Source organism: Atopomonas sediminilitoris (assembly GCF_022601735.1).
Classification (GTDB): domain Bacteria; phylum Pseudomonadota; class Gammaproteobacteria; order Pseudomonadales; family Pseudomonadaceae; genus Atopomonas; species Atopomonas sediminilitoris.
On record NZ_JAKUMM010000007.1, the window covers coordinates 207700 to 232099 of the forward strand.

A 24400-nucleotide genomic window follows, 5' to 3' on the forward strand; every position below is an offset into this window, starting at 1 on the left:
CCAGCCTTTGCTGGGCTGAGTCGTTTCTGTCAGCCGCATTTCTCTGCATTAATTGATCAGGCGGCGTAAGCTCAATCTATCTCTATTGAGCGAGCCTGCGTATGCGCCCCAACGAAAGCCATATCACCCTTGCCCCACCACTTATCTACCTGCTGTTTATCGGCCTGAGCAGCTTGTTAAGCGTTCACCTACCCACCTGGCCAGACGGCCAAAACGTCTGGGCGCGCTACATCGGCTGGGGGCTCATCGATCTAGGCGTGCTGCTCATTGGTTGGGCCGCTATCTTGATGTATCGCTACAAAACCACCATCAACCCGTTCAAAAAGCCTTCCGCACTCTTACTTGAAGGCCCCTACCGCTTTAGCCGCAACCCGATCTATTTAGGCGACAGCCTGATCTACCTCGGCATCGGCTTGCTGCTCGGCAGCCTCTGGAGCCTCGCGCTACTGCCCGCGCTAATCATCTGTATGAACGAAGGGGTGATCCGCCGCGAAGAGCGCCTGCTCAACACGCTATTCAACGAACCCTACGCCGCCTACTGCAGACAAGTGCGCCGTTGGCTATAGTGACTAACAACTGACTGGGAGACTGCCATGAGCAATGAAGAACGCCGCCGCTTTGCCCGCGTGCATTTCGATGCCGAAGCCGATCTGCGCCAAGGCAGCCAACTATGGCGCGTGCCGGTGATCGACCTATCGCTGCACGGCCTCTTGCTACAACGCCCCGATGATTGGACCGGCAGTACCGATGACACCTTCCAAGCCACGATTGAGTTAGGCAGCGATATCGAGATGGTCTTGGAAGTGCGCCTAGCGCGCGCCGGCCAGCAACACTTGGCCTTCAGTTGTGAGCACTTGGACGTCGACTCCATGAGCCACCTGCGTCGCCTGCTTGAACTCAACCTCGGCGACGCCAGCCTGCTCGAACGCGAACTGGCAACCCTGATTGAGGTGCACGGCTAGGTCGAATCACAGCGCAGCGCGCAAACCCTAAGCAAACAACGCATCCAACGCTTGATCGAGCCGCGTCACCTTCACCACTTCAAGCCCTGCTGGCGCCTGCTTCGGGGCGTTGCCGGCAGGTACGATGGCACGCTTAAAGCCGTGCTTGGCGGCCTCTTTTAAGCGCTCTTGGCCGCTTGGTACGGGGCGGATTTCACCGGACAAACCCACCTCGCCAAACACCAGCAGATCTGCCTCTAACGGGCGATTACGCAAGCTCGACATCACCGCAGCCAGCAAGGCCAAATCCGAAGCAGTCTCCAGCACTTTGACCCCGCCGACCACGTTTAAGAACACGTCTTGGTCATAGGTGGGGATACCACCGTGGCGATGCAATACCGCCAGCAGCATGGCCAAGCGGTTTTGATCCAAGCCCAAGGTCACGCGGCGCGGGTTGCCTAAGTGACTGGTATCCACCAACGCTTGCACCTCAACCAGCATCGGCCGCGAGCCCTCCCACGTGGCCATGACCACGCTGCCGGGCACCGCCTCTTGCGCGCGGTTGAGGAAGATTGCCGAAGGATTGCTCACCTCCTTCAGGCCTTTGTCGGTCATGCCAAATACGCCCAACTCATTAACCGCGCCAAAGCGATTTTTCACCGCGCGCAGCAGCCGCATACGGCCGTCAGACTCCCCCTCAAAATACAGCACGGTATCCACCATGTGCTCCAGCACACGCGGCCCCGCCAGCGAACCCTCTTTGGTGACATGGCCAACCAAGAACACCGCTGTGCCACTTTGTTTGGCAAAACGCACCAACAGTGCGGTGCTCTCGCGCACTTGCGCCACGCCACCCGGTGCGGACTGCAACTGCTCGGTGTAGATGGTTTGGATCGAGTCGAGCACCATCACCTTGGGCCGCTCATGTCGCGCCGTGGCCAATACGGTTTCGATGCAGGTTTCGGTCATCACCTTGAGCTTGTCTTCCGGCAGGCCTAGGCGCCGTGCCCGCATGGCGACTTGCTGCTGCGACTCCTCGCCCGTCACATACAACGCCGGAACTTGCTCGGCCAAGCGGCACAAGGTCTGTAGCAAAATCGTGGATTTGCCGATCCCCGGATCGCCGCCGATCAACACCACCGAGCCTTCGACCAAGCCGCCACCGAGCACACGATCCAGCTCCGACGAGCCACTGCCAAGGCGTGGCATATCCACCACACTCACCTCGGCCAAGGTTTGCACCTGCGCCTGTCCACCGGCCCAGTTGGCCGAGCGCGACGGCGTTGCCGAGCCTTCCACCACAGTCTCCACCATGGTGTTCCACGCGCCACACTCGCCGCACTGCCCCGCCCATTTGGCAAAGGTCGCGCCGCAGTCGGTGCAGCCGTAGAGTCGTTTTTGCTTGGCCATGTCGGCATCCTGGGCGAATTCAGAAAGCACGCATGATACGCACAGCCTTGATATGGATCAGCCCCATTACGCGTTGTGCGCGCCACACTGCACGCAAGTAACCATGAGGACGCACCATGCGCTGGTTAGTGTTTCTGCACCTGTTAGGCGCCAGTGTTTGGGTGGGCGGACATTTACTGTTGGCGCTGCGCGTGCTGCCGCAGGCTTGGCCCCAGCGCGATGTCGCCGTGATTCGAGCCTTTGAGCAAAGCTATGAAAAACTTGGCATCCCCGCCTTGCTGCTGCAAATCATCAGCGGTCTGTGGCTGGCCACCTTGTGGCTGCCGCTCGAGCAATGGCTGAGCGACAACCCTTACGCGGCGCTGATCCGCATGAAGCTGGCCTGTCTTGCCGCCACCGCAGCGCTGGGCGTGCATGCGCGGGTGCAACTGATTCCGCGACTGAGCCAAGACACCCTTGGGCAACTGGGCCTGCACATTCTGGCCATCACCGCGGTGAGCTTAATCTTTGTGTGGCTGGGCTTAAGTTTTCGTGTGATGTAGCGGCGCCCGCTAACGCCTTACTCATCGATACAGCATTGCCTGCGCAATGCTCTGCGCCGTATCGGCATCCCGCAGGCGCGCCACCACCGCCAGCGCGAAGGCCATGGCCGTAGCCGGCCCTTGACTGGTGATGCAGGGGCCATCCTCCACCACCGGCGCATCAACAAAAGTGCAGCCGGTGAGCCGCTCGGCAAACGCGGGATAACAGGTGACCTGGCGCCCATCCAGCACGCCAAACGCGTGCAGGGCCAACGCCGGCGCGGCGCAAATAGCCCCGAACACGCCACCACGCTGCGCCTGCTGCTGCACCAGTGCGGCAAGATCGGCTGAAGCCGCCAAATGCTCAGCACCGGGCAAGCCGCCCGGCAGTAACACCGCAGCAAACTCACGCGCTTGCACTTCAACCAACATCGCATCGGCGATTAAGCGTGTGCCACGCGCGCAAGTGAGCTGGCGTTGCGGGCCGACGCTGGCCACGCACACCTCAAGTTCGGCGCGGCGCAGCACGTCGATCAAGGTCACGGTTTCGATATCTTCTACGCCATCCGCCACGGCGATCAGTACTTGAGTCGTCATGCTGTGCTCCTGTTGTTTGCCTAGGCCTTACCGTTAAGCGTCTCAGTGTGATCGGTAACGGTTAAAAATTCACCAAAGCGTGTCCGAGTGGTAAGCTGCGCGGTTTTTCGGGCAGGCGTATCGGCTCATTGCCGGGACAGGTAAAACCCGCGCGCCTCGCACCCTGCAGCCCGAACCATCTTGGGGATCACACGATGCTGGAAAGACTGTTCCAACTCAGCGCACACCAAACCACCGTGCGCACCGAAGTGCTGGCAGGTGTCACCACCTTCCTGACCATGGCCTACATCCTGTTTGTTAACCCCAACATGCTGGCCGAAACCGGCATGGATAAAGGCGCGGTGTTTGTTGCGACCTGTTTAGCCGCCGCCATTGGCTCGCTGATCATGGGCCTGCTGGCCAACTACCCCATCGCCCTCGCTCCGGGCATGGGCTTGAACGCCTTCTTCACCTACACCGTGGTCTTAACCATGGGCTACAAGTGGCAAGTGGCCTTGGGTGCGGTGTTTATTTCCGGCGCGCTGTTCTTTTTATTGTCGATTTTCAAAGTGCGCGAATGGATCATCAACAGCATCCCCATGGCGCTGCGCTCGGCGATTGCCGCCGGTATCGGCCTATTCTTGGCGCTGATTGCGCTGAAAAACGCCGGCATCGTGGTGGATCACCCCGCCACCTTGGTCACCTTGGGTGACATGACCGCCGCCGGCCCGATTCTGGCCACCTTAGGCTTCTTCATCATCGTGGCGCTGGCGCATCGTCAGGTCACCGGCGCGGTGATGATCGGCATCCTGATCATCACTGGCTTATCCATCGCCTTGGGTCAGTCGAGCATCGACGGCGTGTTCTCTATGCCCCCCAGCCTGATGCCCACCCTGCTGGAGCTAGACATCGCCGGTGCGCTGGATATCGGCCTACTCAGCGTGATCTTCGCCTTCCTGTTTGTGGATTTGTTTGACACCTCCGGCACCCTGATTGGCGTGGCGCAAAAAGCCAAGCTGGTCGATGTCGACGGCAAAATGCCCAAGCTAGGCCGCGCCCTGCTGGCAGACAGCACCGCCACCATGGCTGGCGCCGCACTGGGTACCTCAACCACCACCAGCTACATCGAGTCTGCTGCGGGCATCAGTGCCGGCGGCCGTACCGGCTTGACGGCTTGCGTCGTCGCGGCGCTGTTTTTGGCTAGCCTGTTTATTTCGCCCCTAGCGGGTGCCGTGCCGGCATACGCCACCGCCCCTGCGCTGTTCTTTGTTGCCGTGCTGATGGCCGGCGGCTTGACCCAAGTGCATTGGGACGACATCACCGACGCCGCGCCGGTAGTGGTCACCACACTGGCCATGCCGCTGACCTTCTCGATCGCCAACGGCATCGCGTTTGGCTTCATTGCCTGGTGCGCCATCAAGCTGCTGGCTGGTCGCCACAAAGAACTGAACCCTGCCCTGCTGGTTTTGGGTGGCCTGTTCATCGTTAAACTGGGTTTCTTCGCCTAATGACCACTGCGTTTAATCCTGCCGGCTACGACACCCAGCTCAACGCCAAAGCCGAGCGCCTGCGCGAGCTGCTGGCGCCGTTTGCCGCCCCCGAGCTGGAAATCTTCGACTCCCCGCGCGAGCACTACCGCTTGCGTGCGGAGTTTCGCCTCTGGCGCGAAGACGGCGAGCGTCACTACGCCATGTTTGATGGCGACAAGCGCAAACCCGTGTTCATTGACGATTTCCCGATCGCCAGTCAGCGCATCAATGCACTGATGCCCGCACTGAAAGCCGCGTGGCAAGCCAGCGATGCGCTGTCGTTTAAGCTGTTTCAAGTGGAGTTTCTCACCACACTGGCCGGCGATGCGCTGATTACCCTGTGCTACCACCGCCCGTTGGATGCCGCTTGGGAGGCCGCCGCCCAAGCCCTGGCCGCGCAGTTAAACGTTAGCGTTATTGGCCGCGCACGCGGCCAGCGCGTGGTGTTTGGCCGCGATTATGCGGAAGAAGCCTTAACCGTGGCCGGTCGCAGCTTTCGCTATCGCCAGCCGGAAGGAGCCTTCACCCAGCCTAACGGCGCGGTGTGCCAGAAGATGCTCAACTGGGCCTACGACGTCATGGGCTCGCGTGAGGATGACCTGCTCGAGCTGTATTGCGGCAACGGCAACTTCACCCTGCCGCTGGCCAGCCGTGCGCGCCGCGCCTTGGCCACCGAAATCAGCAAAACCTCGGTGAATGCCGCGCTGCATAACCTGGCAGATAACGACATCAACAACACCACGCTCGTGCGTCTCTCCGCCGAAGAACTGACCCAAGCACTCAACGGCGTGCGGCCGTTTCGGCGTCTGGCCGGCATTGATTTGTCCAGCTATGACTTTGGCACTGTGTTTGTCGACCCACCACGCGCAGGCATGGACCCGGACACCTGTGCGCTGACGCAACGCTTTGCCCGCATCCTGTACATTTCGTGCAATCCGCAAACGCTGGCCAGCAACTTAGAGCAACTCAGCACCACGCACCGCATCACCCGTGCCGCATTGTTCGACCAGTTCCCGTACACCCACCATATGGAAAGCGGCGTATTGCTGGAGCGACGCTAAACGGTTGCCGGTACGCCGGTAACGCCAAGCCCCGATCGCCATACCAAGGCAGGGCGACATTAGCGGTGGAATGCACTAGGGTGAGGCCAATAACAACAAGGAGCCTCACCCATGCGCCGTCTTATTCTCAGCGTTCTGTTTAGCCTCGTTGCCTTGGCCGGCTGCAGCAGCGATCCAGTCCCCACGGATGCGCTGATGCCGTCTCTACTGGGCCCTGAACGCTGGCATGACTTACGCACCTTTAGCCTCAGCCCTCTGCGCACCAAAGGCCATCGCCTCGACCTAGAGCCCAAGGTTAACCAAGCACTGCGCCAAGCGCTGGAAGCCAAAGGCTATCGCTACCAAGCCGACGACGCCGACATTCGTGTGCTGTACGCCTTCGGCCTCAGCAGCCAAGCGGGCATCAATCAGCGCCCGGTGATCACCAGCCAAGGCACCTACACCCGCACCGAAATCATTCAAGAAGAACAGGTCCGCCTGGCGCTGCGCCTGCTCGACCGCAGTGACAATATTCTTTTGGATGTCGCCGGCAGTCGTACCCTGCAACACCCTGATCTGTCGCAGAAGGCTTTTGACCAAGCCGCCACGCGCTTGTTTAATGAGGTACCCCGCGCCACCCCTTGAGCCTGTTCATGCGCCTACTAACCGCCGCCCTGCTCTTATTCCCCTTCTTGCTCGGCGGCTGTGCGCAACAGCCCAGCTCAGAAAGCCCCAGCGCTGCCCAAGCACCGGCGAAAACCTACCGCATTGAGGCCGTGCTCACCCGCGGCCACCAGCAATCGCAAGAGCACTTGCTAGAACCCGCCTTGCACCGCGCCATGCAAGCCAAAGGCTATGTCGCCCTGCCACCACAACAACAAGCCGACTTGCTACTGCGCTACAGCGCCGAGCTACGCAATAAAACCCTGAAGCAAGTCGTCTTAAAACAAGACGCCCACGGCAGCCTTTACGAAGAGCTAGTCGCCGTGCCAGAGCAAGTGGGCGAGCTCATGCTGAATATTGAAGACACCCGCGATAACCAAGGGGTGTTTAGTGTGCAACTGCGCAATGACATCAAGCCCTCGGCGCAGGATGCGCAAAGTCGTTATAACGGTTTTGCTGAGCGGATTTTGCGGGGGTTTCCAGAGTATCGACCCTAACCCTCATTCACCAAGCGCAACACACTGAGGATAAATGGACACCATTCTCGCCTTCGCCATAAGCCGTCTCGGCGACTTCATAGCAGAAGTTCTACTCAGAAAATAATAGCTGTAGCACCTCGATTGCAGGCCTAGAAAAATCAATAAGGAAAGATCAAATGGAATTGAAAAACGCAGTGCCGTGGGGCCGATCATTGGCAGAATATAAAAAGATGTTCTGCCTTTCTGAACACGATCTAACCAAGTCGATCCTAGGCTGCGGTGACGGCCCGGCATCGTTCAATGCTGAATTGACCAAGCTTGGTGGCTCTGTCACCTCCATTGATCCGGTTTACTCCTTCTCGCACGATCAATTAAAGAGCCGAATCGACGAGGTTTATGATGAAGTCATGCCACAAATGGAGCGCACGAAAAGCAACTACCTATGGAGCACCATAGCCTCCGTCGAAGAGCTTGGAAAAATAAGAATGGCTGCTATGGGGACTTTCCTAGCGGACTACGAACAAGGTAAACAAGAAAACCGCTATATAGACGCGGCTCTACCAAAACTGCCTTTCGAGGCTCAGCAGTTTGATCTTGCCGTTTGCTCGCACTTCCTATTCCTCTACAGCGAGCAACTGAGCCTTCAACAACATTTAGACGCAATCCTCGAACTAAACCGCGTCGCAAAAGAAGTGCGGATTTACCCGTTAACCACTCTTAAAGGCGAACAGTCAGAGTATGTAGAGCCGCTTCTCATGCACCTTGCTGCACGAAATATGAAATGCACAGTTTCACGAAGCGATTATCGATTCCAGAAAAATGCAGTCAACATTCTGACAATCACGCCTTAAAGCGCCTTGGCTCCAGTATCAAAAAACATCAGCGCCTAGCTAGTTAGGCGCGCTTAATTACGAGCGCTGATTTCGCCTCCCGGCGACTTACTATTCTTTGCGAAAGAATAGTAAGCACAAGAAACAGGCCCCCGCCATTGGCCCGGCTGCGCCGGGTTCCCTCACTCCAGGCTTCTTCCAGAGGCCCAGCCCGAAGGGGGCGTTGGTGCAGGTCGATGGCTTGGCGGTTTCAATGTGTTAGCTGTTGTTGAGCTGACGTATTTCAATTGTTGATGTTTTGAAAACGCATTTCGTGCGAAGGCGACAACCCCTTGGTGTTCGGCTGAGCAGAGGGTTTGCGCAGCGGGGCGCGAGACAGGGATGTCGAGCGAGTGGCGATGGGCCAGGATGGCCATTCGCCGCGACCCGTGGAGCAGGCCCGGCGCGAAGGGAGTTTGGCCGCAGGCCAAACCCGGACACAGGGTGCCCTTCTTCTTTGGTTACTTTCTTCTTGGGCACGCAAGAAGAAAGTGACGCGCCGGGAGGGCGCAATGAAATGCATCAACTCACGCGGGAATCAGCTTGCCGCAAAAGCTAAGTCAAACAAACCGCAGCAACTAACCTCGCTTACCCACGACGCCCCATCAAAAACACCGCCAACACCAAGCTCACGCCCTCTAGACCCAGCGCAATGTAATTGAACTGTTGCTCACCACCGTCGATAAAAATCCCCGCCAAACGCGCGCCAAACATCGCAAAGTAAGCGATACCCAACAGACGCAAGGCGTTAAAACGATCCGCCTCACTCTTTAGGCTCAACAGCAAATACACGGCCAAACCAATCTCTAAGCCGCCGTAGTAAGCGCGCACATCGGTCACCGCGGCGGAGGTCAACAACCCCATGCCCGACAGTTCGGCCATCTGCAGCGGCACAATCAAGTAGGCCAAGCCAAAGCCCAGCAAAGCCACCGCCTGCAGAATCAAAAACGCTTGTTTCACTCGCATACATCACTCCTCAAAACGCCCCAGCCGGAACGTAGACAAAAACAGGCCGCCAGCATACCCATGCGCTGACAAAGGTCAAAGCCAAGCGCATCTGCCGTACCATAGACTGACACCTTACTCGCCAGCATCTTACGGAGTCTGCATGTTGTTAATCCGCGCCAGCCTTATCGCCGCCCTAAGCCTTTCAAGCTTCGCCAGCATGGCCGCTGAAGTGATCGACGTGTACCGCAATGAAAGCTGTGGCTGCTGCAAAGCGTGGATTGAGCACTTAGAAGACAACGGCTTCACCGTACAAGACCACGTAGAAAACGACATGAGCGCGATCAAACAACGCCTTGGCGTGCCGTATGCCATGGGCTCGTGCCACACCGGCGTATACCAAGGCAAATTCGTTGAAGGCCATGTGCCTGCCAGCGATATCTTGGCGCTCAAACAGCGCAATGACTTGCTCGGCCTTGCCGTGCCCGGCATGCCCCTAGGCTCGCCCGGTATGGAGATGGGCGCCCGCAAAGAGGCCTACGACGTGGTTGGCCTGCATAAAGACGGCCAGAGCGAAGTGATCCAACACTATGCCGGCGAATAACCGACTGCGCCGCTGTACTGCGGCGGCGCACTATTTTTTTCGCGCAACGAAAAAAGCCTGAGTCTTGCGACTCAGGCTTTTTAATATGGCGCAGCGGACGGGACTCGAACCCGCGACCCCCGGCGTGACAGGCCGGTATTCTAACCGACTGAACTACCGCTGCGCGTTACCTCAAGAGTGGTGGGTGGTGACGGGATCGAACCGCCGACCCGCTGCTTGTAAGGCAGCTGCTCTCCCAGCTGAGCTAACCACCCGTTTGCTCTCGAAGTGGGGCGCATTCTAGGGAGCAGAACTGCGCTTGGCAACCCCTGTTTTTAAATTTTTTTATGTAATAGCAATAAGTTACGACTTGCCCTTGGCCTTGTGCCGCTGACACGGGAATAATGCCCTTTTGCGCCGAGAGTGATGTTTTATGTGGTTTCGTAACCTGCTGGTTTATCGCCTGACTCAAGACCTGCCCCTCACCGAAGACGGTTTAAATGAAGCCCTTGCGCAAAAGCCTGCGCGCGCCTGCGGCTCGCAAGAGCTCGCCACCTACGGTTTCACTCCAGCACTGGGCAAACACAGCGACGCGCTGGCCCATGTCAGCGGCGACTTTTTCTTAATTGCTGCGCGCAAAGAAGAACGCATCCTGCCCTCCAGCGTGGTGCGTGATGCGGTAAAAGAGAAAGTCGACGAGATCGAAGCGCGCGACCATCGCAAGGTCTACAAAAAAGAGCGCGACCAGATCAAAGACGAGATCACCCAAACCCTGTTGCCGCGCGCTTTCTTGCGCCGCTCCACCACGTGGGCGGCCATTGCCCCGAAGCAAGGCTGGGTATTGGTCGACGCTTCCAGCGCCAAGCGAGCTGAAGACTTGCTCAGCACCCTGCGCGAAGCACTGGGCAGTCTGCCTGTGCGTCCGCTGTCGGTAAAAATCGCCCCGGCGGCCACGCTGACCCAGTGGGTCAGCGAACAAGCCGCCAGCCATGATTTGGTGATTGGTGATGAGTGCGAGCTGCGCGACAGCCACGAAGACGGCGGCATCATCCGCGCCAAACGCCAAGACCTTACCAGCGAAGAAATCCAGCAACACCTCACCGCCGGCAAGCAAGTGGTGCGCTTGAGCCTCGCGTGGCAAGAAAAACTGAGCTTCTTGCTCGACGACAAGCTCGGCATCAAACGCCTGCGCTTTGAGGACTTACTGCAAGACCAAGCCGCCGAAGAAGGTGGCGACGACGCAGCCGCACAAATGGACGCCAGCTTCACCCTGATGATGCTGACCTTCAAAGAGTGCCTGCCGCAACTGATCGAAGCCCTCGGCGGCGAAGAAGTCCCCAGCGGCATTTAACCGCTCAGGCCATAGCCCGTACTCAGCGCGCTATGGCCTGACTCTTGGGGGCTGGCCGTTTACCGGCCAACTTAAGTATCCGCAAAAAATTAGGGCACTCTAAGTGACTGGGCGCTTGGCACTCAGCCGCGTGCAGCAAGCCCTCGCGCATCCTTGTTAACTGCCGAATATGCGCACTGAGCTGTGCGGCTTTATCGCGCAGCAATTGCCGATCAATCTCGCCCTTGGACGACTGAAACAAGCCGGCAATTTCTTCCAGCGAAAACCCCACCTGCCGCGCCAACGTAATCAACGCCAAGCGCTGCACCACTTGCGCATCAAACTGACGCCGCAGGCCGTTGCGCCCATTGGAGCGAATCAGGCCTTTTTCCTCATAAAACCTAAGCGTTGACGCTGGCAACCCTGAAGCCTGTGCCACCTCACCGATATCCATAACACCTGCCTCCTAATTCCGCTTGACCTCAAGTTAACTTGAAGAAGCAGGATAGCGCATCGCCCGCCAGACAAATGCTGCAGCGGGCACTCAATGCACAGGAGAAGATCATGAACGCAGACTTTTGGCACCAGCGCTGGACACAAAACGAAATTGGCTTTCACGAAGGCCACGTCAATCAGCAGCTGTTTCGTCACCATCAGCAGCTAGGGCTGGCGCAAGGTTGTTGGGTCTTTGTACCGCTATGCGGCAAAACCAACGATATCGCTTGGCTGCTCAGCCAAGGCTATCAAGTTAAAGGCATCGAGCTGCATGAAGCCGCCGTTATTGAGCTTTTTGAGCAGCTGCAGATCAGCGCTGAAGTCAGCACTCAAGGCTCGCTCAAGCGCTATAGCGCGCAAGGCATTAGTATTTTTAGCGGCGATGTTTTTGCCCTAACTCAAGCGCTGCTCGGCCCAGTGGATGCGGTGTATGACCGCGCTGCCTTGATTGCTTTGCCCGACGAGATGCGCCAGCGCTACGCCCCACACCTACTGGCCATCACGCAGCATGCCGCGCAACTGCTTATTTGCTACGAATTTGATAAGCAACAGCGCCAAGGCCCGCCCTTTTCCGTTGAACTCGACGAGATTCAACTCTTATACGGCCAGGCCTTTGCTTTTAATCGACTCGAGCGCCAAGTGTTGCCGCAGTTTTTAGAAGGTGTTGATGCCACAGCCGTGGCGTGGCTACTCAGCCCCAAGCCGCAACTGTAAAGCCGCTACACCTTGCCCAGCCTATGCCGGGCAAGGTGCCTTTAGCTCAACCACCATTTCATGCTGCCAAACACGGCAAACCCTGCCATTAAGGTCAACAAGAGGTTCCCGGTGCGCACGGCCAATACACCTGCAGCCAGCGCGCCCAGCAAATACGGGTTGCTCAGGCTAAGCTGCACCGCTCCGCCCTGTGGGGCCAGCACCATCGGCACGATAATCGCGGCAAATACGCTCACCGGCACATAACCCAAAGCCCGCTGCCAGCGCGGCGAAAACTGCACGCCGGGCAAGGCAAACAAACTAAAACGCGTCGCGAACGTCACCAACGCCATCGCCACCACGAGCAGCCACACCGATTGATCGCTCATGACGGCTCCTTGGCAGTGCTGCGCATCTCGAACAACACGCCGCAGGCAATGCCCGCCGCCGTCGCCAATAACAAACCGGTGTTGTAAGGCCAATGACGCGTCAACACGGCGACACCACCGGCCACTAACGCCGCCAACCACTGCGGCTTGTGCTTGAGCATGGGCAACAAAATGCCAATAAAGCTGGCGACCAGGGCGAACTCCAACCCCCACTGGTTGACATTCGGCAGCGCTTGGCCAAACAGCGCGCCTAACAAGCTACACAGCTGCCAACTGCTGAACATGGCCAACACCGTGCCGGCAAAATACCAATGCCCATGCTCGCCCAGCTCGCCTTGTTCTAGCCTACGCAGCATCACGGCGTAGCATTCATCGGTTAAGCCGAAGGCCAACCCCATACGCCACGGCAGCGCTAAATGCTTAATCACGGGCTGCAAACTGGCGCTGTACAGCGCATGCCGGGCGTTCACAATCAACGTCGTCAACACAATGACCGCCACACCAGCCCCCGCGCCGAGTAAGCCCACCGCAATAAACTGCGCGGCACCCGCAAACACCAGCAGCGACATACCCAATGCCTGCCACACGCTAAGCCCGGCCCCCACGGCCAATGCGCCAAACAGTAAACCAAAGGGAATGGCACCGATAATCATCGGCAGCGTATCGCGCGCGCCTTGGGCCAGCAGGCGCCACGGCGTATCGGTGGAAGAAGGGCAATAATCGCCAGCAGGGGCGCAGCGCGGCAGGTTTTCCATGATGAGTTATTCCGAATAACCCCATCAACACCATGTCAACGGCAGGTCACGCTAACAAGCCACGCGCAGCGCTGACAAGCACAGCCGAACACACAAAGCCCTGAACAGTTAGCGCAGCTGGTTATACTCAAACCAACAACAATAAGGGAGTCACCATGCCGCGCCTTATCCCCCTTGCCGACAACCTGTGGGTCGCCAGTGCGCCCAATCGTTTTTTATGCTTTGAAGTCGGTACCCGCATGACGCTCGTACGCCTAAGCAGCGGAGCGCTATGGCTGCACTCACCGATTGCCTTAGATGCGGCGCTAAAAGCTGAAATTGACGCCTTGGGCGAGGTGCAATTTATTGTTTGCCCCAATGATTTCCATCACCTGTTTGCCCAAGATGCCGTCGCCGCCTACCCCAGCGCGCAGCTGTTTGGGCCAGCGACACTGGCGAAAAAGCGCCCTGATCTGCGCTTTGCCTCGTTATTCGATGGTGACACGCCCACGGCATGGCGCAGTGATCTCTGCGCCATCAGCATCCACGGCAGCCTGCTGCACGAAACCGTGTTCTATCACGGCGCCAGCCAAACGCTGATCTCCAGTGACTTGCTTGAGAACTTCCACCACTGCGATCACACGCCGACACGCTGGTGGTTAAAGCTCGGCGGCTGCTACGGCAAAGCCACTTGGCACCGCGTGCTGCGCCTGACGTACACCGGCCGCAAAGCCGCACGCGCCAGCATTGACCAACTGCTCGCCTTGCCGCTTAAACGCATCATCTTGGCCCACGGTGAGATCATTGAAGACAACGCCAACACCGTGCTGCGCGAGGGCATGGCATGGCTCAAATAAGCGCCGTTCTACGACCAAGGTCGTAAGCGGCTGTGCCTGACGCCTAACGCGCAACCTGTAACACTGCGGCTATTGATGGCTCTGCGCAGGCAACGCCTGCTTCGCTGCACAAGGATTGAGGATGGTTATTTCCAGCGGGCTGATCGCCTTGGTCGCTCTGGCCTACATGGCCGTGTTGTTTGTGATCGCCTTTTATGGCGACCGCAGCCGCAAGCCCATGTCGGCCAAAATGCGGGCTTGGGTGTACAGCTTGTCGCTGGCGGTGTACTGCACCAGTTGGACTTTTTTTGGTGCGGTGGGCCAAGCCGCCGATCAGCTGTGGTCGTTTATTCCGATTTATCTCGGCCCTGTGCTGCTGTTGCTGCTTGCGCCCAAACTGCTGACCAAGATGCTGCTGATCAGCAAGCAAGAAAACATCACCTCCATCGCTGACTTCATTGCCGCGCGCTATGGCAAATCACCGCTGTTAGCCGTGATGGTGACCTTGATTTGCTTGGTCGGCATCCTGCCCTACATTGCCTTGCAACTGAAAGGGATCGTCATGGGCGTCAGCCTGCTGCAAGGCCAAGCCCCCAACGACGCCGGCACATTTGGCCAAGACACCGCCTTGGTGATCAGCCTGATTCTGGCGTTATTTGCCATCCTCTTCGGCACCCGCAGCTTGGATGTCACCGAGCACCACCGCGGTCTAGTGCTGGCGATTGCCTTTGAATCGCTGATCAAGCTGGTGGCGTTTTTGATTATTGGCGTGTTCGTCACCTACGGCCTGTACAACGGCTTCAACCACCTCATCGATGAAGCGCAAGCGCAGCCAGCGCTGCGTTATTACTGGCAAGAAACCCACAGCTGGCCGGCGATGCTGGTGCAAACACTAGTGGCGATGATGGCCATCGTCTGCCTACCGCGACAGTTTCAAGTCACGGTGGTGGAAAACACCGAAGTACGCGACCTGCGCCTGGCGCGCTGGGTATTCCCCGCGTACTTAATTTTGGCCGCCTTGTTTGTCGTGCCTTTGGCGCTGGCCGGTGCGCTGCGCTTGCCGCTTTCCGTACTGCCAGATTCTTACGTCATCAGCCTGCCGCTGGCCGAAGGCCACCCGTGGCTGGCGTTGATCGCCTTTATCGGCGGTGCTTCCGCCGCCACTAGCATGGTGATTGTCTCCACCGTGGCGCTATCGACCATGGTCAGTAACGACATGCTGCTGCCGGCGCTGCTGAGCCGTCAGCGCACCGAGCGCCCGTTCGAGGCCTTCCGTCACTGGCTGCAAACCGTGCGCCGTTTAAGCATTGTCGCCATTATCCTGCTCGGTTACGTGTGCTATCGCCTGCTCGATAGCGCTGCCTCGTTGGCCACCATTGGCCAAGTGGCATTTGCCGCGATCACCCAGCTGGCCCCGGCCATGCTCGGCGCGCTGTATTGGAAAACCGCCAACCGCCGGGGTGTGTTTGCCGGTTTAGCCACCGGCGCCGCCTTATGGTTTTACAGCTTGGTGATGCCGCTGATTGCACGCAGCCTCGGTTGGCCACTGCACAGTTTGCCCGGCCTTAACTTAGGTGACAGCCAATGGCTGGGCATCACCCTAGACCCCCTCACACGCGGCACCTTGTTGTCGCTGGCCGGTAACTTTGCCGTGTTTGCCGTGGTATCGCTGCTAACCCGCACGCGCGTCACCGAACACTGGCAGGCCAGCCGTTTTATCGGTCAAGAGTTACTCGGCCGCAGCGGCGAGTCACGCCTGCCACTGGCCGCCCAAGTACAAGACCTGCTCGCTCTGGCCGCGCGCTTTGTCGGCGAGCAACGCGCGCGCGACAGCTTCCGCCGCTACGCCGCGCGGCACGGCGAACAACTGGACCAACAACAAGCCGCCGACAACGGCTGGCTGGCGCACACTGAACGCTTGCTGGCCGGCGTGCTCGGCGCATCGTCGGCGCGCGTGGTGCTCAAGGCGGCGATCGAAGGCCGTGAAATGGGCGTCGAAGACGTGGTCGCCATCGCCGGTGAAGCCTCTGAAGTGCTGGCCTTCAACCGTGCGCTGCTGCAAGGCGCGATTGAAAACATCGACCAAGGCTTGTCGGTGGTGGACAAAGATCTGCGCTTAGTCGCGTGGAATCGCCGCTATATCGAACTGTTCGAATACCCCGAAGGGCTGGTGCAGGTCGGCCGCCCGATTGCCGACATCATCCGCTTTAACGCCCAACGTGGCTTATGCGGTGAGGGTGATATCGAGCTGCACGTCGAGAAGCGTCTGACATGGATGCGTCAAGGCACGGCGCATACCTCCGAGCGACAGTTACCCAATGGTGCGGTGATTGAGCTAATCGGCAACCCAATGCCCGGCGGCGGCTTTGTCATGAGCTTCACCGACATCAGTGCCTATCGCGCCGCCGAACAAGCGCTCAAAGAAGCCAACGAGGGCTTGGAGCTACGCGTCAGCGAGCGCACTCACGCGCTGTCTAAACTCAACAGCGAGCTGCGCCAAGCCACCGCGCACGCCGACGCCGCCAACAGCTCAAAAAGTCGCTTTCTCGCCACCGTCAGCCATGATCTGATGCAACCCCTCAACGCCGCGCGCTTATTTGCCGCCGCGCTCAATCAAAGCGATCTGGATCGCGATGCCGCCGACTTAGCCCGCAACCTCGATTCCTCGCTCCGTTCGGCAGAGGATTTGATCGCGGACCTGCTGGATATTTCCCGCCTAGAAAGCGGGCGCATCACCCCAGACAAGCACGCGGTCAGCATCGCCCGTTTGTTTGAGCCACTGCGCGTAGAGTTTGGCGCGCTCGCGCATGAGCAAGGCGTCGACTTGCGCATCATCAGCAGCCAATTGCGCCTGCACACCGACCCCAAATTGCTACGCCGCGTGCTACAGAACTTCCTGACCAATGCTTTTCGCTATGCCCGTGGCCGCGTGTTGCTCGGCGTACGCCGAGAAGGCCAAGGAGTGCGACTTGAGGTGTGGGACAAGGGCCCAGGCATCCCCGAAGACAAGCGCAAAGTCATCTTCGAAGAATTCAAACGCCTAGACAGCCATCAAACCCGCGCTGAAAAAGGTTTAGGCCTAGGACTGGCCATTGCTGACGGCCTGTGCCGCATCCTCGACCATCGCCTAGAGGTAAACTCGTGGCCCGGCAAAGGCAGCGTGTTTTGCGTGCATGTCCCGCTGTCCACCCACCAAGACGCCCCTGAACCCAGCGTAAAAAGCAAGGAGCCCAGCGGCAGCCTCGGCGGCCTACAAGTGCTGTGTATCGACAACGAAGACAGCATTTTAAGCGGCATGCACAGCCTGCTATCGCGCTGGGGCTGCCAAGTGTGGACCGCGCGCAACCGCTTAGAGTGCGAGCACTTACTCGACGAAGGCGTGCAACCGCACATTGCCTTGGTCGACTATCACTTGGATGAAGGGGAAACCGGCACCGCCTTGATGGGCTGGCTGCGCGCACGCCTGCAAACGCCGCTACCCGGCATTGTGATCAGTGCCGACGGCCGCGCTGAGCTGACCAACGAGGTACACGCACAAGGTTTGGGTTATCTCGCCAAACCGGTCAAACCGGCGGCCTTGCGCGCCCTGCTGAACCGTCACATCCAGCATTGAGCCGACGCGAACAAGCTGCTGTAATCCCTTTAGCCGCTTCGCGCCCGCTGAGCGCGGTCATTACTCAGCGGCATTGCGCCTGCGTGCCCGCCCCATCGCACTGGAGCCCACATGCCTGAAACCCTCGACTGGCTAACGCAACTCGCCCTCGCTCTCGGCATTGGTCTGCTGATTGGCACCGAGCGCGGCTGGCAAGCCCGCAATGAAGACGACTTACGTGTCAGCGCTGGCATTCGCACTTTTGGTTTAACCGGCTTGCTCGGTGGTTTAAGCGCCTTGCTGAGCCATACCCCGCTGGGCCTGCCGGCATGGCTGGGCTTATTTTTAGCCTTCGCCAGCTTGGTCGCCTTAGCCTATTACGGCGACTTACAGCGCAATGGCCAACAAGGCCTCACCAGCGAGGTCGCCCTGCTGCTGACGTATTTGCTCGGCAGCCTCGCGCTGTTTGGCTACCCCATCATCGCCGCCGCCGGGGCCGTGGTAACCGCGCTGCTGCTTAGCCTCAAGCCTATGCTGCACAACGCGCTCAAACGCCTCGACGAGCAAGAGCTAACCGGCGCGCTAAAACTGCTGTTTATCTCGGTGGTCTTGTTACCGGCGCTGCCCAACCAAGGCTACGGCCCGTGGCAGGTGTTTAACCCTTATGCCATTTGGTGGATGGTGGTACTGATCGCCGCCTTGGGCTTTGCCGCCTATGTAGCCGTGCGTTGGATTGGCGAGCGGCGTGGCCTGTTGCTGACCGCCGCCCTCGGCGGGATCGTATCCTCCACCGCCATGACCCTTACCCTCGCCCGCCTGGGTAAAAGTAAGCACCTTACCCAGACCTTGGCCTGCGGGTTATTGATCACCTCGTGCCTGATGTTTCCGCGCGTACTGCTGGAAGTCGCCTTCATCAACCCCGCGTTATTAGCGGGTTTGAGCGTACCGCTGGGGCTTGCCGCGGCGAGCTACTTGGTCGGTGCGCTGTACTGTTTTTATCAGCGTGACGATGGACAGCGCACCCCCGACTCTGACTCAAGCCTGCGCAACCCCTTCGAGTTGGGGCCCGCCCTGCGTTTTGCCGCTTTGTTGGTGGCGATTTTGCTGGCGGTGGAAGTCGGCAGGCGCTATTTGGGCGATGCTGGGGTGTATTTGGTCGCGGCGTTATCTGGCAGCACCGATGTCGATGCGATCACCCTGTCGCTGGCCTCCAGCGCCAAAGGCGAGCTCAGCGCTAGCGTGGCCGAACGCGCCATTTTGCTCGCCGTGGTGGTCAACTCATTGGTCAAAGGCGCGCTGATCGCCGCCATTGCACCGCAGGCGCTGAGTCGCAAGGTCTTGCCGGCCATGCTGGCGGGCTTAACGCTGGCCCTGCTGTGGGCCTGGTTAGCGATTTAGCGGGCTTATTCGATCGCTACCGCTTATTCGCCCAACGTGGCCAACAGTTCCAGCGCGGGGGCATGGCCTTGGGCGCCTGCGGCCTCCAGCCACTGACGAGCTTGGCCTTTGTCCATCGCCACATCTGCCTGCCCTGACAACAGCAACACGCCTAAGCGAAACTGCGCATCTTGGTCACCACGCTGCGCTGCATCTCGCAGCATCTGTATGCCCGCCAAGCGATCACGCCCAGAGCAGCCGCACTCCGACAACAAGCCGCCCAAACGGCGTTGCGCCTCCACCATGCCCAAACGTGCCGGCCGCTTAAGCAGTTGGCTGGCCAAGCGGCGAGCCTGCATGCCAGCGCCTAAGCGCGGGTGATCTAACAGCCAGCGGGCGCAAGTCATCGATACTTGAAAGCGCAGCGGCGCTTTATCCGTCAACAACATACTTTCGGTGCTTTTCATCGGCAAAAAAGGCGGCATTGGTTGTGTGATAAGGCGCGCACTTTACGCCTTTTTCACGCAAGGTAAAGCCCCTACCTTAGGCAAACGCCCGTTCCAGAGCGCCTGCTTGGGACAATCCACAGAAGCTGTGGATAACTCAGTGGAAAAGTTGCCCATAACCACGGCAAAGCCCTATGAACCCGCCCTTCAAGTCAAATTGGTTACTTTTTGATCAATATTAAAAGTCATTTAAAAACAACAACTTACAAAACAAAGCAAGCAAAACAAGGGCTTATACAAAAGATTGACAGGCTTGTGAACGGCATGCTTGCCAATGTGCACAAGTGCACAAACAAAGTGCAAAAAAAATGCAATGAAGGCCCTGTTTTGGCTCACTCCTTGCCGCGTAAGCAGGGCTTGAGCCCACCGCCAGTCAGCGGCGCCACAGGCACACAGACGCCGCCGACGGCACGCTACGCGGTGCGCGCTCAGCGACACGCGATAAAAAGAGTTAAACGAGGGCGTTGCCCGTCGACAGCCGCGCCACCGCAGCTGCCTACCTAGCCTCTGAAGGCGTAACCGAATACAGCGAGATCAATCCGCTGCGAGCGGCGCATCTTGATTATCTTGACGCGGCCACGCGTACAGCACCGCTTTGAACAGGGTGGCCAAGGGAATGGCAAAGAACACCCCCCAAAAGCCCCACAAACCACCAAACAACAACACAGCACAGATGATCGCCACGGGGTGCAGGTTGACGGCCTCGGAGAACAACAGTGGCACCAAGACATTGCCATCCAGCGCCTGAATCACCCCGTACACCACCATCATCCAGATGAACTGATCACCCCAGCCCCATTGGAACAAGCCAATCAGAGCCACCGGCACCGTCACCACCACGGCACCGATATACGGCACCACCACCGACAAACCGACCAGCAAAGCCAGCAGCGCGGCGTAATTAAGCCCGAATGCCACAAAGCCGACGTAGGTGACGCCACCAACAATCACGATCTCGATGAACTTGCCGCGAATGTAGTTGGCAATTTGCTGGTTCATCTCAACCCAGACGCGGTTCATCAAACCGCGCTGACGCGGCAAATAGCCGGCGAACCAGCGCCCCATGGCTTGGCGGTCTTTCAAAAAGAAGAACACCAAGATTGGCACCAGCACCAAATAGATCATCGCGTTGACCAAGAACGGCACGCTCGATAACGAATAGCTCAGCGCCAACTGCCCGACTTGTCCCAGCTCGCCGCGCGCGGCTTCCAAGGCGCCCAGCACTTGATCCTCACTGAGCATGGTCGGATAGCGCTCCGGCAGCAGTAGCAGCTGTGCTTGCAGCTCGCTCATCATGCGCGGCAGCTCATTAAATAAGTTGCTCAGCTGTCGCCCTGTCAGCGGCAACACCACCAACAGGAACACCGTAAGCAAGCCCATAAACAAGGCAAACACCGACCACACCGCGAGCATATGCGGCACCTTGCGGCGCTCTAAAAAGTTAACCAGGCCTTGCAGCAAAAACGCCAACACCAAGCCAATCAAGGCCGGCGCCAACATGCCGCCCAACGTCAGCACCACGGTGAAGCCCAACACCAAGATGACGGCCATGACCACCGCCTCTTCATCGGAGAAGTAGCGGTGCATCCAATCATTAATGATTTTTAACATGAGCAGTCGGTGTCCTTAGGCTTTGCGTAGCCAATAACAAAACAGTGCATCATTACGCTCAGCGCGTTGCATGGCATGCCCTGCCCGCTCAGCAAAGGCATGCATATCACGCCACGAGCCGGCATCGGTGGCCACAACCCGCAACGTTTGCCCGGCGCTCATCTGACTCAGCGCCAGCTTGGCTTTTAATAAAGGTAGCGGGCAGCTCAAGCCAAGCGCGTCCACCTCCTGATCAAACAGCTCAGTTTGCCAATCGATTGGCAATTCAACGGAACTCATCAGCCTATTCCCAGCCCAATACAGCGCACAGGATACCCAGTGCACCGGCAAGCGGCTAGGCAGAGCCACGCCGGCACGGCTAAAGTAGACCGCGACATTACTTGGAGGTTGCCCACGCTATGCGTTTTTTACGCCCCACCCTGCTTGCTCTCGCTATTGCTGTCACGCCGGCGTTGGCCTCCAACGACTTACCGGGCTTGGGTGATGCGAGCTCAGGGCTGATCTCCCCCGAACAAGAGCACCAACTAGGGCGTGCGTGGCTCAACATTGTGCGCGGGCAAATTCCCTCGCTGTCGGACCCGCTGCTCAAAGACTTTATCGAACACAGCGTCTACCGGCTGGCCGAAAGCAGCCAGTTGAGTGATCGCCGACTGGAGTTTGTCCTGCTCGATAGCCCGCAGCTCAACGCTTTTGCCGCGCCCGGCGGCATTATTGGTGTCAACGGCGGCTTGATCTTGTCCGCCGAAACCGAGGCCGAATACGCCTCGGTCATGGCCCACGAATTGGCGCACTTGTCGCAGCGCCACTTTGCCCGTGGCCTACAAGCGCAAAAGAACATGCAACTGCCGGTGATGGCCGCCATGTTAGCCGGCGTGGTCGCCGCTGCGGCCGGCGCGGCGGATGCCGGCATCGCCACCATTGCCTCGGCGCAAGCGGCGGCGATGCAAGAAAGCCGGCGTTTTTCACGACAAAACGAAGCCGAAGCCGACCGCATTGGCTTGGTCAACCTTGAACGCGCAGGCTTCGATCCGCGCGGCATGCCGCAAATGTTTGAGCGCTTGATGCGCCAGTACCGCTACAGCCGCGTGCCACCAGAATTTTTACTGACGCACCCGGTGTCTGAGTCGCGTATCGCTGACACCCGCAACCGTGCCGAACAATACCCCGCCAAGGGTCGCACCGACTCCCTGCCCTATCAGCTGATTCGCGTGCGCATGATGCTGCACTATGAGGAAACGCCGGGGCTGGCCCTCAAGCGCTTTCGGCTTACGCTGGAAGAAAGCCCCACCTACACCCCGGCGCGTTATGGCCTCGCGATTGCCCAGCAAAAAGGCGGTCAATACGATGAAGCCGAGAAAACCCTCGCTCCATTGCTGAAAGACACGCCCAACGACGTGGTCTTCAACATGGCGCAAGTGGAGCTGGATGTCGCCCGTAGCCGTTTTGATGCCGCCCAAATACGCCTCGACAACCTGCTCAAGCTAGCCCCCAATAACTTCCCCGCCAACTTGGCGCTGGCTGAACTGAACCTTAAGCGCAACCAGCCCGCCGAGGCGGACAAAGTACTTAACGGCCTGATCAAGCAACGCGCCACCGACCCTGACATCTGGTATCTGGTGGCAGAAACCCGTGGCTTAGCCGGCGATATCATCGGCGTGCATCAAGCCCGTGCCGAGTTTTTCAGCTTGGTGGGCGACTACGATCAAGCGATTCAACAGCTCGACTTTGCCAAGCGCCGCGCGCAAGGCAATTTTGCCTTGGCCGCCAAGTTGGATAATCGCCAACAACAGCTGATCACCGAGCAGCGCGAAGTCAGCAAGATGCTGCGCTAAAAAAAAGCCCCGCCAAACGGCGGGGCAGTAGGAGCATGATCAGCGGTGGAGCGCATGATCAACAACAGGTCAGGCGCGGCCACATCCGCACCTGACCCTATACCGACTTAGAATACGTACTGCAGGCGAGCCTGAATCGCCTTACCGTCGTCTTCAAATTTCTCAGCCTCGTCAGTAGCCTTTAGGTTGCTAACTTCGTAGTCAACATAGTTCAAGCTGACGCGCACCGCAGGTGTTGGGAAGTAGTTAACGCCAAGCACGAACGCGTCAGCATCAAAGTCACTTGAAGCATTCTTTACCGATACATTGCCAAGACCAACCCCGCCCTGATCAGCAATTGCTTGAGCATCAGCGTCAACAGTGCTGCTCTCATAACGGGCAAACAGTTCAACAGCACCCGCTTCACTTGGCTTATCCCACTTACCAGCGTCAGCTTTGTATTTACGTACGCCGTTAATCATGTAGGAGACTTGAGCGTGGTAGCCTGAAATATCGACATCAGTATCAGCTGTGTCACCTTCAACGCTGCGATTGAAGTATTCGGCTTGCAGACGAACCGCGCCGAACTGCGCGCCAGACTCCAACACCCACTCGCTGTCACTGTCAGTTTTTTCGACCGTAGCAAATTTGACCTTCTTATCATCATCGCTACGGATACCCATGCGAGTAGAAATTTCGGTCTCGTTGTTGTCAGCATTACTGTTGTGGTAGTTCAGCCCCAAATGGACAACATCAGTACCTTCCATGTACGGAGCAAAAGTGCCGCGCAGGGTGTACTCGTAGATATCCTTATTGCTTTCGTCTTCATTCCGGCCACCAGCGCCGTCGCCACGACGGTTTGCCAGCGTTGCCGCCAAACCGTAATTGCTGCCAGCATGCATAGCTGTAACACCGAAATCGGTATCTTCATCACCATTTAGGAAGTCGTACATGAACGGACGCTCAATGCCGGTGATCCATGATGAGCTAGTGGTGTTTTCTAAACCATAATCCATGCCATAACGACCGATGGTGATGCCAACGCCCTCAAAGCCGTTGTAAGTAATAAATGCACGGTCAAAGTTTGCATCATCACCTGCATCTTTGCGGTCATACGAAAAACGGAAACCGTATCCCCAATTCTTATAAGCCACACCTTCTACACCCAACTCACCACGACGAATGAAGGTATCAGTTGTGGTACCGAACGGATCGGCGGCATTCGCGCCAGCACGCAGACCATCAAAGCTGACCGCATCCCACTGCAGCTTGCCGCCGAGCTTGAAGCTGAACTGCTTGTCGCTGGTGGCGACTTCTAAGCCGCTCTTAGTGTTGATGATGATATCCGCGCCATCGGTGGTCACGGTGCCAGCCATGGCTTGGGCGCTTACGGCCAATGCCACAGCGCTGATTGCAAAACCTGCAAATTGCTTGCGCATAGTCATGAAGGGTTCCCCTTGTTCACATTTG

25 protein-coding genes and 2 tRNA genes are annotated in these 24400 nt (G+C 58.3%); 15 read left to right on the forward strand and 12 right to left on the reverse strand.

The window, feature by feature from the left end:
• Nucleotides 1-101: 101 nt before the first annotated feature.
• Both MKI83_RS12625 and MKI83_RS12630 read left to right on the forward strand, forming a co-directional pair.
• Nucleotides 102-566 (forward strand): methyltransferase family protein, encoded by a 465-nt coding sequence (locus tag MKI83_RS12625; RefSeq protein ID WP_241586872.1) that lies wholly within the window; start codon nucleotides 102-104, stop codon nucleotides 564-566.
• A 27-nt stretch (nucleotides 567-593) separates the two neighbouring features.
• Complete coding sequence (locus tag MKI83_RS12630) at nucleotides 594-962, forward strand: PilZ domain-containing protein (protein WP_241586874.1); 369 nt, start codon at nucleotides 594-596, stop codon at nucleotides 960-962.
• A 27-nt stretch (nucleotides 963-989) separates the two neighbouring features.
• On the opposite strand, the gene radA is transcribed toward MKI83_RS12630, so the two are convergent.
• Nucleotides 990-2351 (reverse strand): DNA repair protein RadA, encoded by a 1362-nt coding sequence (gene radA, locus MKI83_RS12635; RefSeq protein WP_241586882.1) that lies wholly within the window; start codon nucleotides 2349-2351, stop codon nucleotides 990-992.
• A gap of 116 nt (nucleotides 2352-2467) precedes the next feature.
• Between radA and MKI83_RS12640 the strand changes: the two genes are divergently transcribed.
• On the forward strand, nucleotides 2468-2893 hold the full coding sequence (locus MKI83_RS12640) for a CopD family protein (RefSeq protein ID WP_241586883.1): 426 nt from the start codon (nucleotides 2468-2470) through the stop codon (nucleotides 2891-2893).
• Nucleotides 2894-2914: 21 nt separating this feature from the next.
• Here the strand turns inward: MKI83_RS12640 and MKI83_RS12645 are convergent, their stop codons facing one another.
• Nucleotides 2915-3469 carry a DJ-1 family glyoxalase III gene (locus MKI83_RS12645; protein ID WP_241586884.1) on the reverse strand — a complete coding sequence of 185 codons (555 nt, stop codon included), beginning with the start codon at nucleotides 3467-3469 and terminating at the stop codon, nucleotides 2915-2917.
• A 194-nt stretch (nucleotides 3470-3663) separates the two neighbouring features.
• On the opposite strand from MKI83_RS12645, the gene MKI83_RS12650 reads away from it, so the two are divergent.
• The 5 genes from MKI83_RS12650 to MKI83_RS12670 all read left to right on the forward strand — a co-directional run bounded on the left by MKI83_RS12650 (nucleotide 3664) and on the right by MKI83_RS12670 (nucleotide 8010).
• Nucleotides 3664-4956 (forward strand): NCS2 family permease, encoded by a 1293-nt coding sequence (locus tag MKI83_RS12650; RefSeq protein ID WP_241586885.1) that lies wholly within the window; start codon nucleotides 3664-3666, stop codon nucleotides 4954-4956.
• Nucleotides 4956-6038, forward strand: coding sequence for a tRNA (uridine(54)-C5)-methyltransferase TrmA (trmA, locus tag MKI83_RS12655; protein ID WP_241586886.1), 1083 nt, complete (start codon nucleotides 4956-4958; stop codon nucleotides 6036-6038). The genes MKI83_RS12650 and trmA overlap by 1 nt, the downstream gene beginning before the upstream one ends.
• 111 nt (nucleotides 6039-6149) lie before the next feature.
• A complete protein-coding gene (locus MKI83_RS12660) occupies nucleotides 6150-6662 on the forward strand; it encodes a DUF4136 domain-containing protein (RefSeq protein ID WP_241586887.1) in 513 nt (170 codons plus the stop codon).
• Nucleotides 6663-6670: 8 nt separating this feature from the next.
• Complete coding sequence (locus MKI83_RS12665) at nucleotides 6671-7177, forward strand: DUF4136 domain-containing protein (protein WP_241586888.1); 507 nt, start codon at nucleotides 6671-6673, stop codon at nucleotides 7175-7177.
• A gap of 158 nt (nucleotides 7178-7335) precedes the next feature.
• Nucleotides 7336-8010 carry an SAM-dependent methyltransferase gene (locus MKI83_RS12670; RefSeq protein ID WP_241586898.1) on the forward strand — a complete coding sequence of 225 codons (675 nt, stop codon included), beginning with the start codon at nucleotides 7336-7338 and terminating at the stop codon, nucleotides 8008-8010.
• A 606-nt stretch (nucleotides 8011-8616) separates the two neighbouring features.
• Here MKI83_RS12670 and MKI83_RS12675 read toward each other — a convergent pair.
• Nucleotides 8617-8994 (reverse strand): DUF4345 family protein, encoded by a 378-nt coding sequence (locus tag MKI83_RS12675; RefSeq protein WP_241586900.1) that lies wholly within the window; start codon nucleotides 8992-8994, stop codon nucleotides 8617-8619.
• Nucleotides 8995-9136: 142 nt separating this feature from the next.
• Here MKI83_RS12675 and MKI83_RS12680 point away from each other — a divergent pair, with 142 nt between their 5' ends.
• Nucleotides 9137-9577 (forward strand): DUF411 domain-containing protein, encoded by a 441-nt coding sequence (locus tag MKI83_RS12680; RefSeq protein WP_241586901.1) that lies wholly within the window; start codon nucleotides 9137-9139, stop codon nucleotides 9575-9577.
• An 86-nt stretch (nucleotides 9578-9663) separates the two neighbouring features.
• On the opposite strand, the gene MKI83_RS12685 is transcribed toward MKI83_RS12680, so the two are convergent.
• A tRNA-Asp gene (locus MKI83_RS12685) sits at nucleotides 9664-9740 on the reverse strand.
• 15 nt (nucleotides 9741-9755) lie between these two features.
• A tRNA-Val gene (locus tag MKI83_RS12690) sits at nucleotides 9756-9831 on the reverse strand.
• A 158-nt stretch (nucleotides 9832-9989) separates the two neighbouring features.
• Between MKI83_RS12690 and rdgC the strand changes: the two genes are divergently transcribed.
• Nucleotides 9990-10907, forward strand: a complete 918-nt coding sequence (gene rdgC, locus MKI83_RS12695; RefSeq protein ID WP_241586904.1) for a recombination-associated protein RdgC — start codon at nucleotides 9990-9992, stop codon at nucleotides 10905-10907.
• A gap of 22 nt (nucleotides 10908-10929) precedes the next feature.
• On the opposite strand, the gene MKI83_RS12700 is transcribed toward rdgC, so the two are convergent.
• Entirely contained in the window at nucleotides 10930-11340 is a 411-nt protein-coding gene (locus tag MKI83_RS12700; RefSeq protein ID WP_241586906.1) for a helix-turn-helix domain-containing protein, read from the reverse strand.
• A gap of 110 nt (nucleotides 11341-11450) precedes the next feature.
• Here MKI83_RS12700 and tmpT point away from each other — a divergent pair, with 110 nt between their 5' ends.
• A complete protein-coding gene (tmpT, locus tag MKI83_RS12705) occupies nucleotides 11451-12095 on the forward strand; it encodes a thiopurine S-methyltransferase (RefSeq protein WP_241586908.1) in 645 nt (214 codons plus the stop codon).
• A 41-nt stretch (nucleotides 12096-12136) separates the two neighbouring features.
• Here tmpT and MKI83_RS12710 read toward each other — a convergent pair whose 3' ends face one another.
• Both MKI83_RS12710 and MKI83_RS12715 read right to left on the reverse strand, forming a co-directional pair.
• The gene (locus MKI83_RS12710) at nucleotides 12137-12463 is read right to left on the reverse strand and encodes an AzlD domain-containing protein (RefSeq protein WP_241586910.1); all 327 of its coding nucleotides are present in this window, start codon (nucleotides 12461-12463) and stop codon (nucleotides 12137-12139) included.
• A complete protein-coding gene (locus MKI83_RS12715; protein WP_241587073.1) occupies nucleotides 12460-13116 on the reverse strand; it encodes an AzlC family ABC transporter permease in 657 nt (218 codons plus the stop codon). Before MKI83_RS12715 ends, MKI83_RS12710 begins: the two co-directional genes overlap by 4 nt.
• 257 nt (nucleotides 13117-13373) lie before the next feature.
• On the opposite strand from MKI83_RS12715, the gene MKI83_RS12720 reads away from it, so the two are divergent.
• The 3 genes from MKI83_RS12720 to MKI83_RS12730 all read left to right on the forward strand — a co-directional run bounded on the left by MKI83_RS12720 (nucleotide 13374) and on the right by MKI83_RS12730 (nucleotide 19023).
• The gene (locus tag MKI83_RS12720; RefSeq protein ID WP_241586912.1) at nucleotides 13374-14054 is read left to right on the forward strand and encodes a DUF4336 domain-containing protein; all 681 of its coding nucleotides are present in this window, start codon (nucleotides 13374-13376) and stop codon (nucleotides 14052-14054) included.
• A gap of 121 nt (nucleotides 14055-14175) precedes the next feature.
• Nucleotides 14176-17646, forward strand: coding sequence for a PAS domain-containing hybrid sensor histidine kinase/response regulator (locus MKI83_RS12725; RefSeq protein WP_241586914.1), 3471 nt, complete (start codon nucleotides 14176-14178; stop codon nucleotides 17644-17646).
• A gap of 111 nt (nucleotides 17647-17757) precedes the next feature.
• On the forward strand, nucleotides 17758-19023 hold the full coding sequence (locus MKI83_RS12730; protein ID WP_241586916.1) for an MgtC/SapB family protein: 1266 nt from the start codon (nucleotides 17758-17760) through the stop codon (nucleotides 19021-19023).
• Between the two features lie 23 nt (nucleotides 19024-19046).
• On the opposite strand, the gene MKI83_RS12735 is transcribed toward MKI83_RS12730, so the two are convergent.
• The 3 genes from MKI83_RS12735 to MKI83_RS12745 all read right to left on the reverse strand — a co-directional run bounded on the left by MKI83_RS12735 (nucleotide 19047) and on the right by MKI83_RS12745 (nucleotide 21398).
• A complete protein-coding gene (locus MKI83_RS12735; protein WP_241586918.1) occupies nucleotides 19047-19451 on the reverse strand; it encodes a tetratricopeptide repeat protein in 405 nt (134 codons plus the stop codon).
• A gap of 591 nt (nucleotides 19452-20042) precedes the next feature.
• Nucleotides 20043-21119 (reverse strand): AI-2E family transporter, encoded by a 1077-nt coding sequence (locus tag MKI83_RS12740; RefSeq protein ID WP_241586927.1) that lies wholly within the window; start codon nucleotides 21117-21119, stop codon nucleotides 20043-20045.
• Nucleotides 21120-21134: 15 nt separating this feature from the next.
• Entirely contained in the window at nucleotides 21135-21398 is a 264-nt protein-coding gene (locus MKI83_RS12745; protein WP_241586929.1) for a sulfurtransferase TusA family protein, read from the reverse strand.
• 119 nt (nucleotides 21399-21517) lie between these two features.
• Between MKI83_RS12745 and MKI83_RS12750 the strand changes: the two genes are divergently transcribed.
• A complete protein-coding gene (locus MKI83_RS12750) occupies nucleotides 21518-22951 on the forward strand; it encodes a M48 family metalloprotease (RefSeq protein ID WP_241586939.1) in 1434 nt (477 codons plus the stop codon).
• A 107-nt stretch (nucleotides 22952-23058) separates the two neighbouring features.
• Here the strand turns inward: MKI83_RS12750 and MKI83_RS12755 are convergent, their stop codons facing one another.
• Nucleotides 23059-24375, reverse strand: a complete 1317-nt coding sequence (locus MKI83_RS12755; RefSeq protein ID WP_241586942.1) for an OprO/OprP family phosphate-selective porin — start codon at nucleotides 24373-24375, stop codon at nucleotides 23059-23061.
• Nucleotides 24376-24400 lie beyond the last annotated feature (25 nt).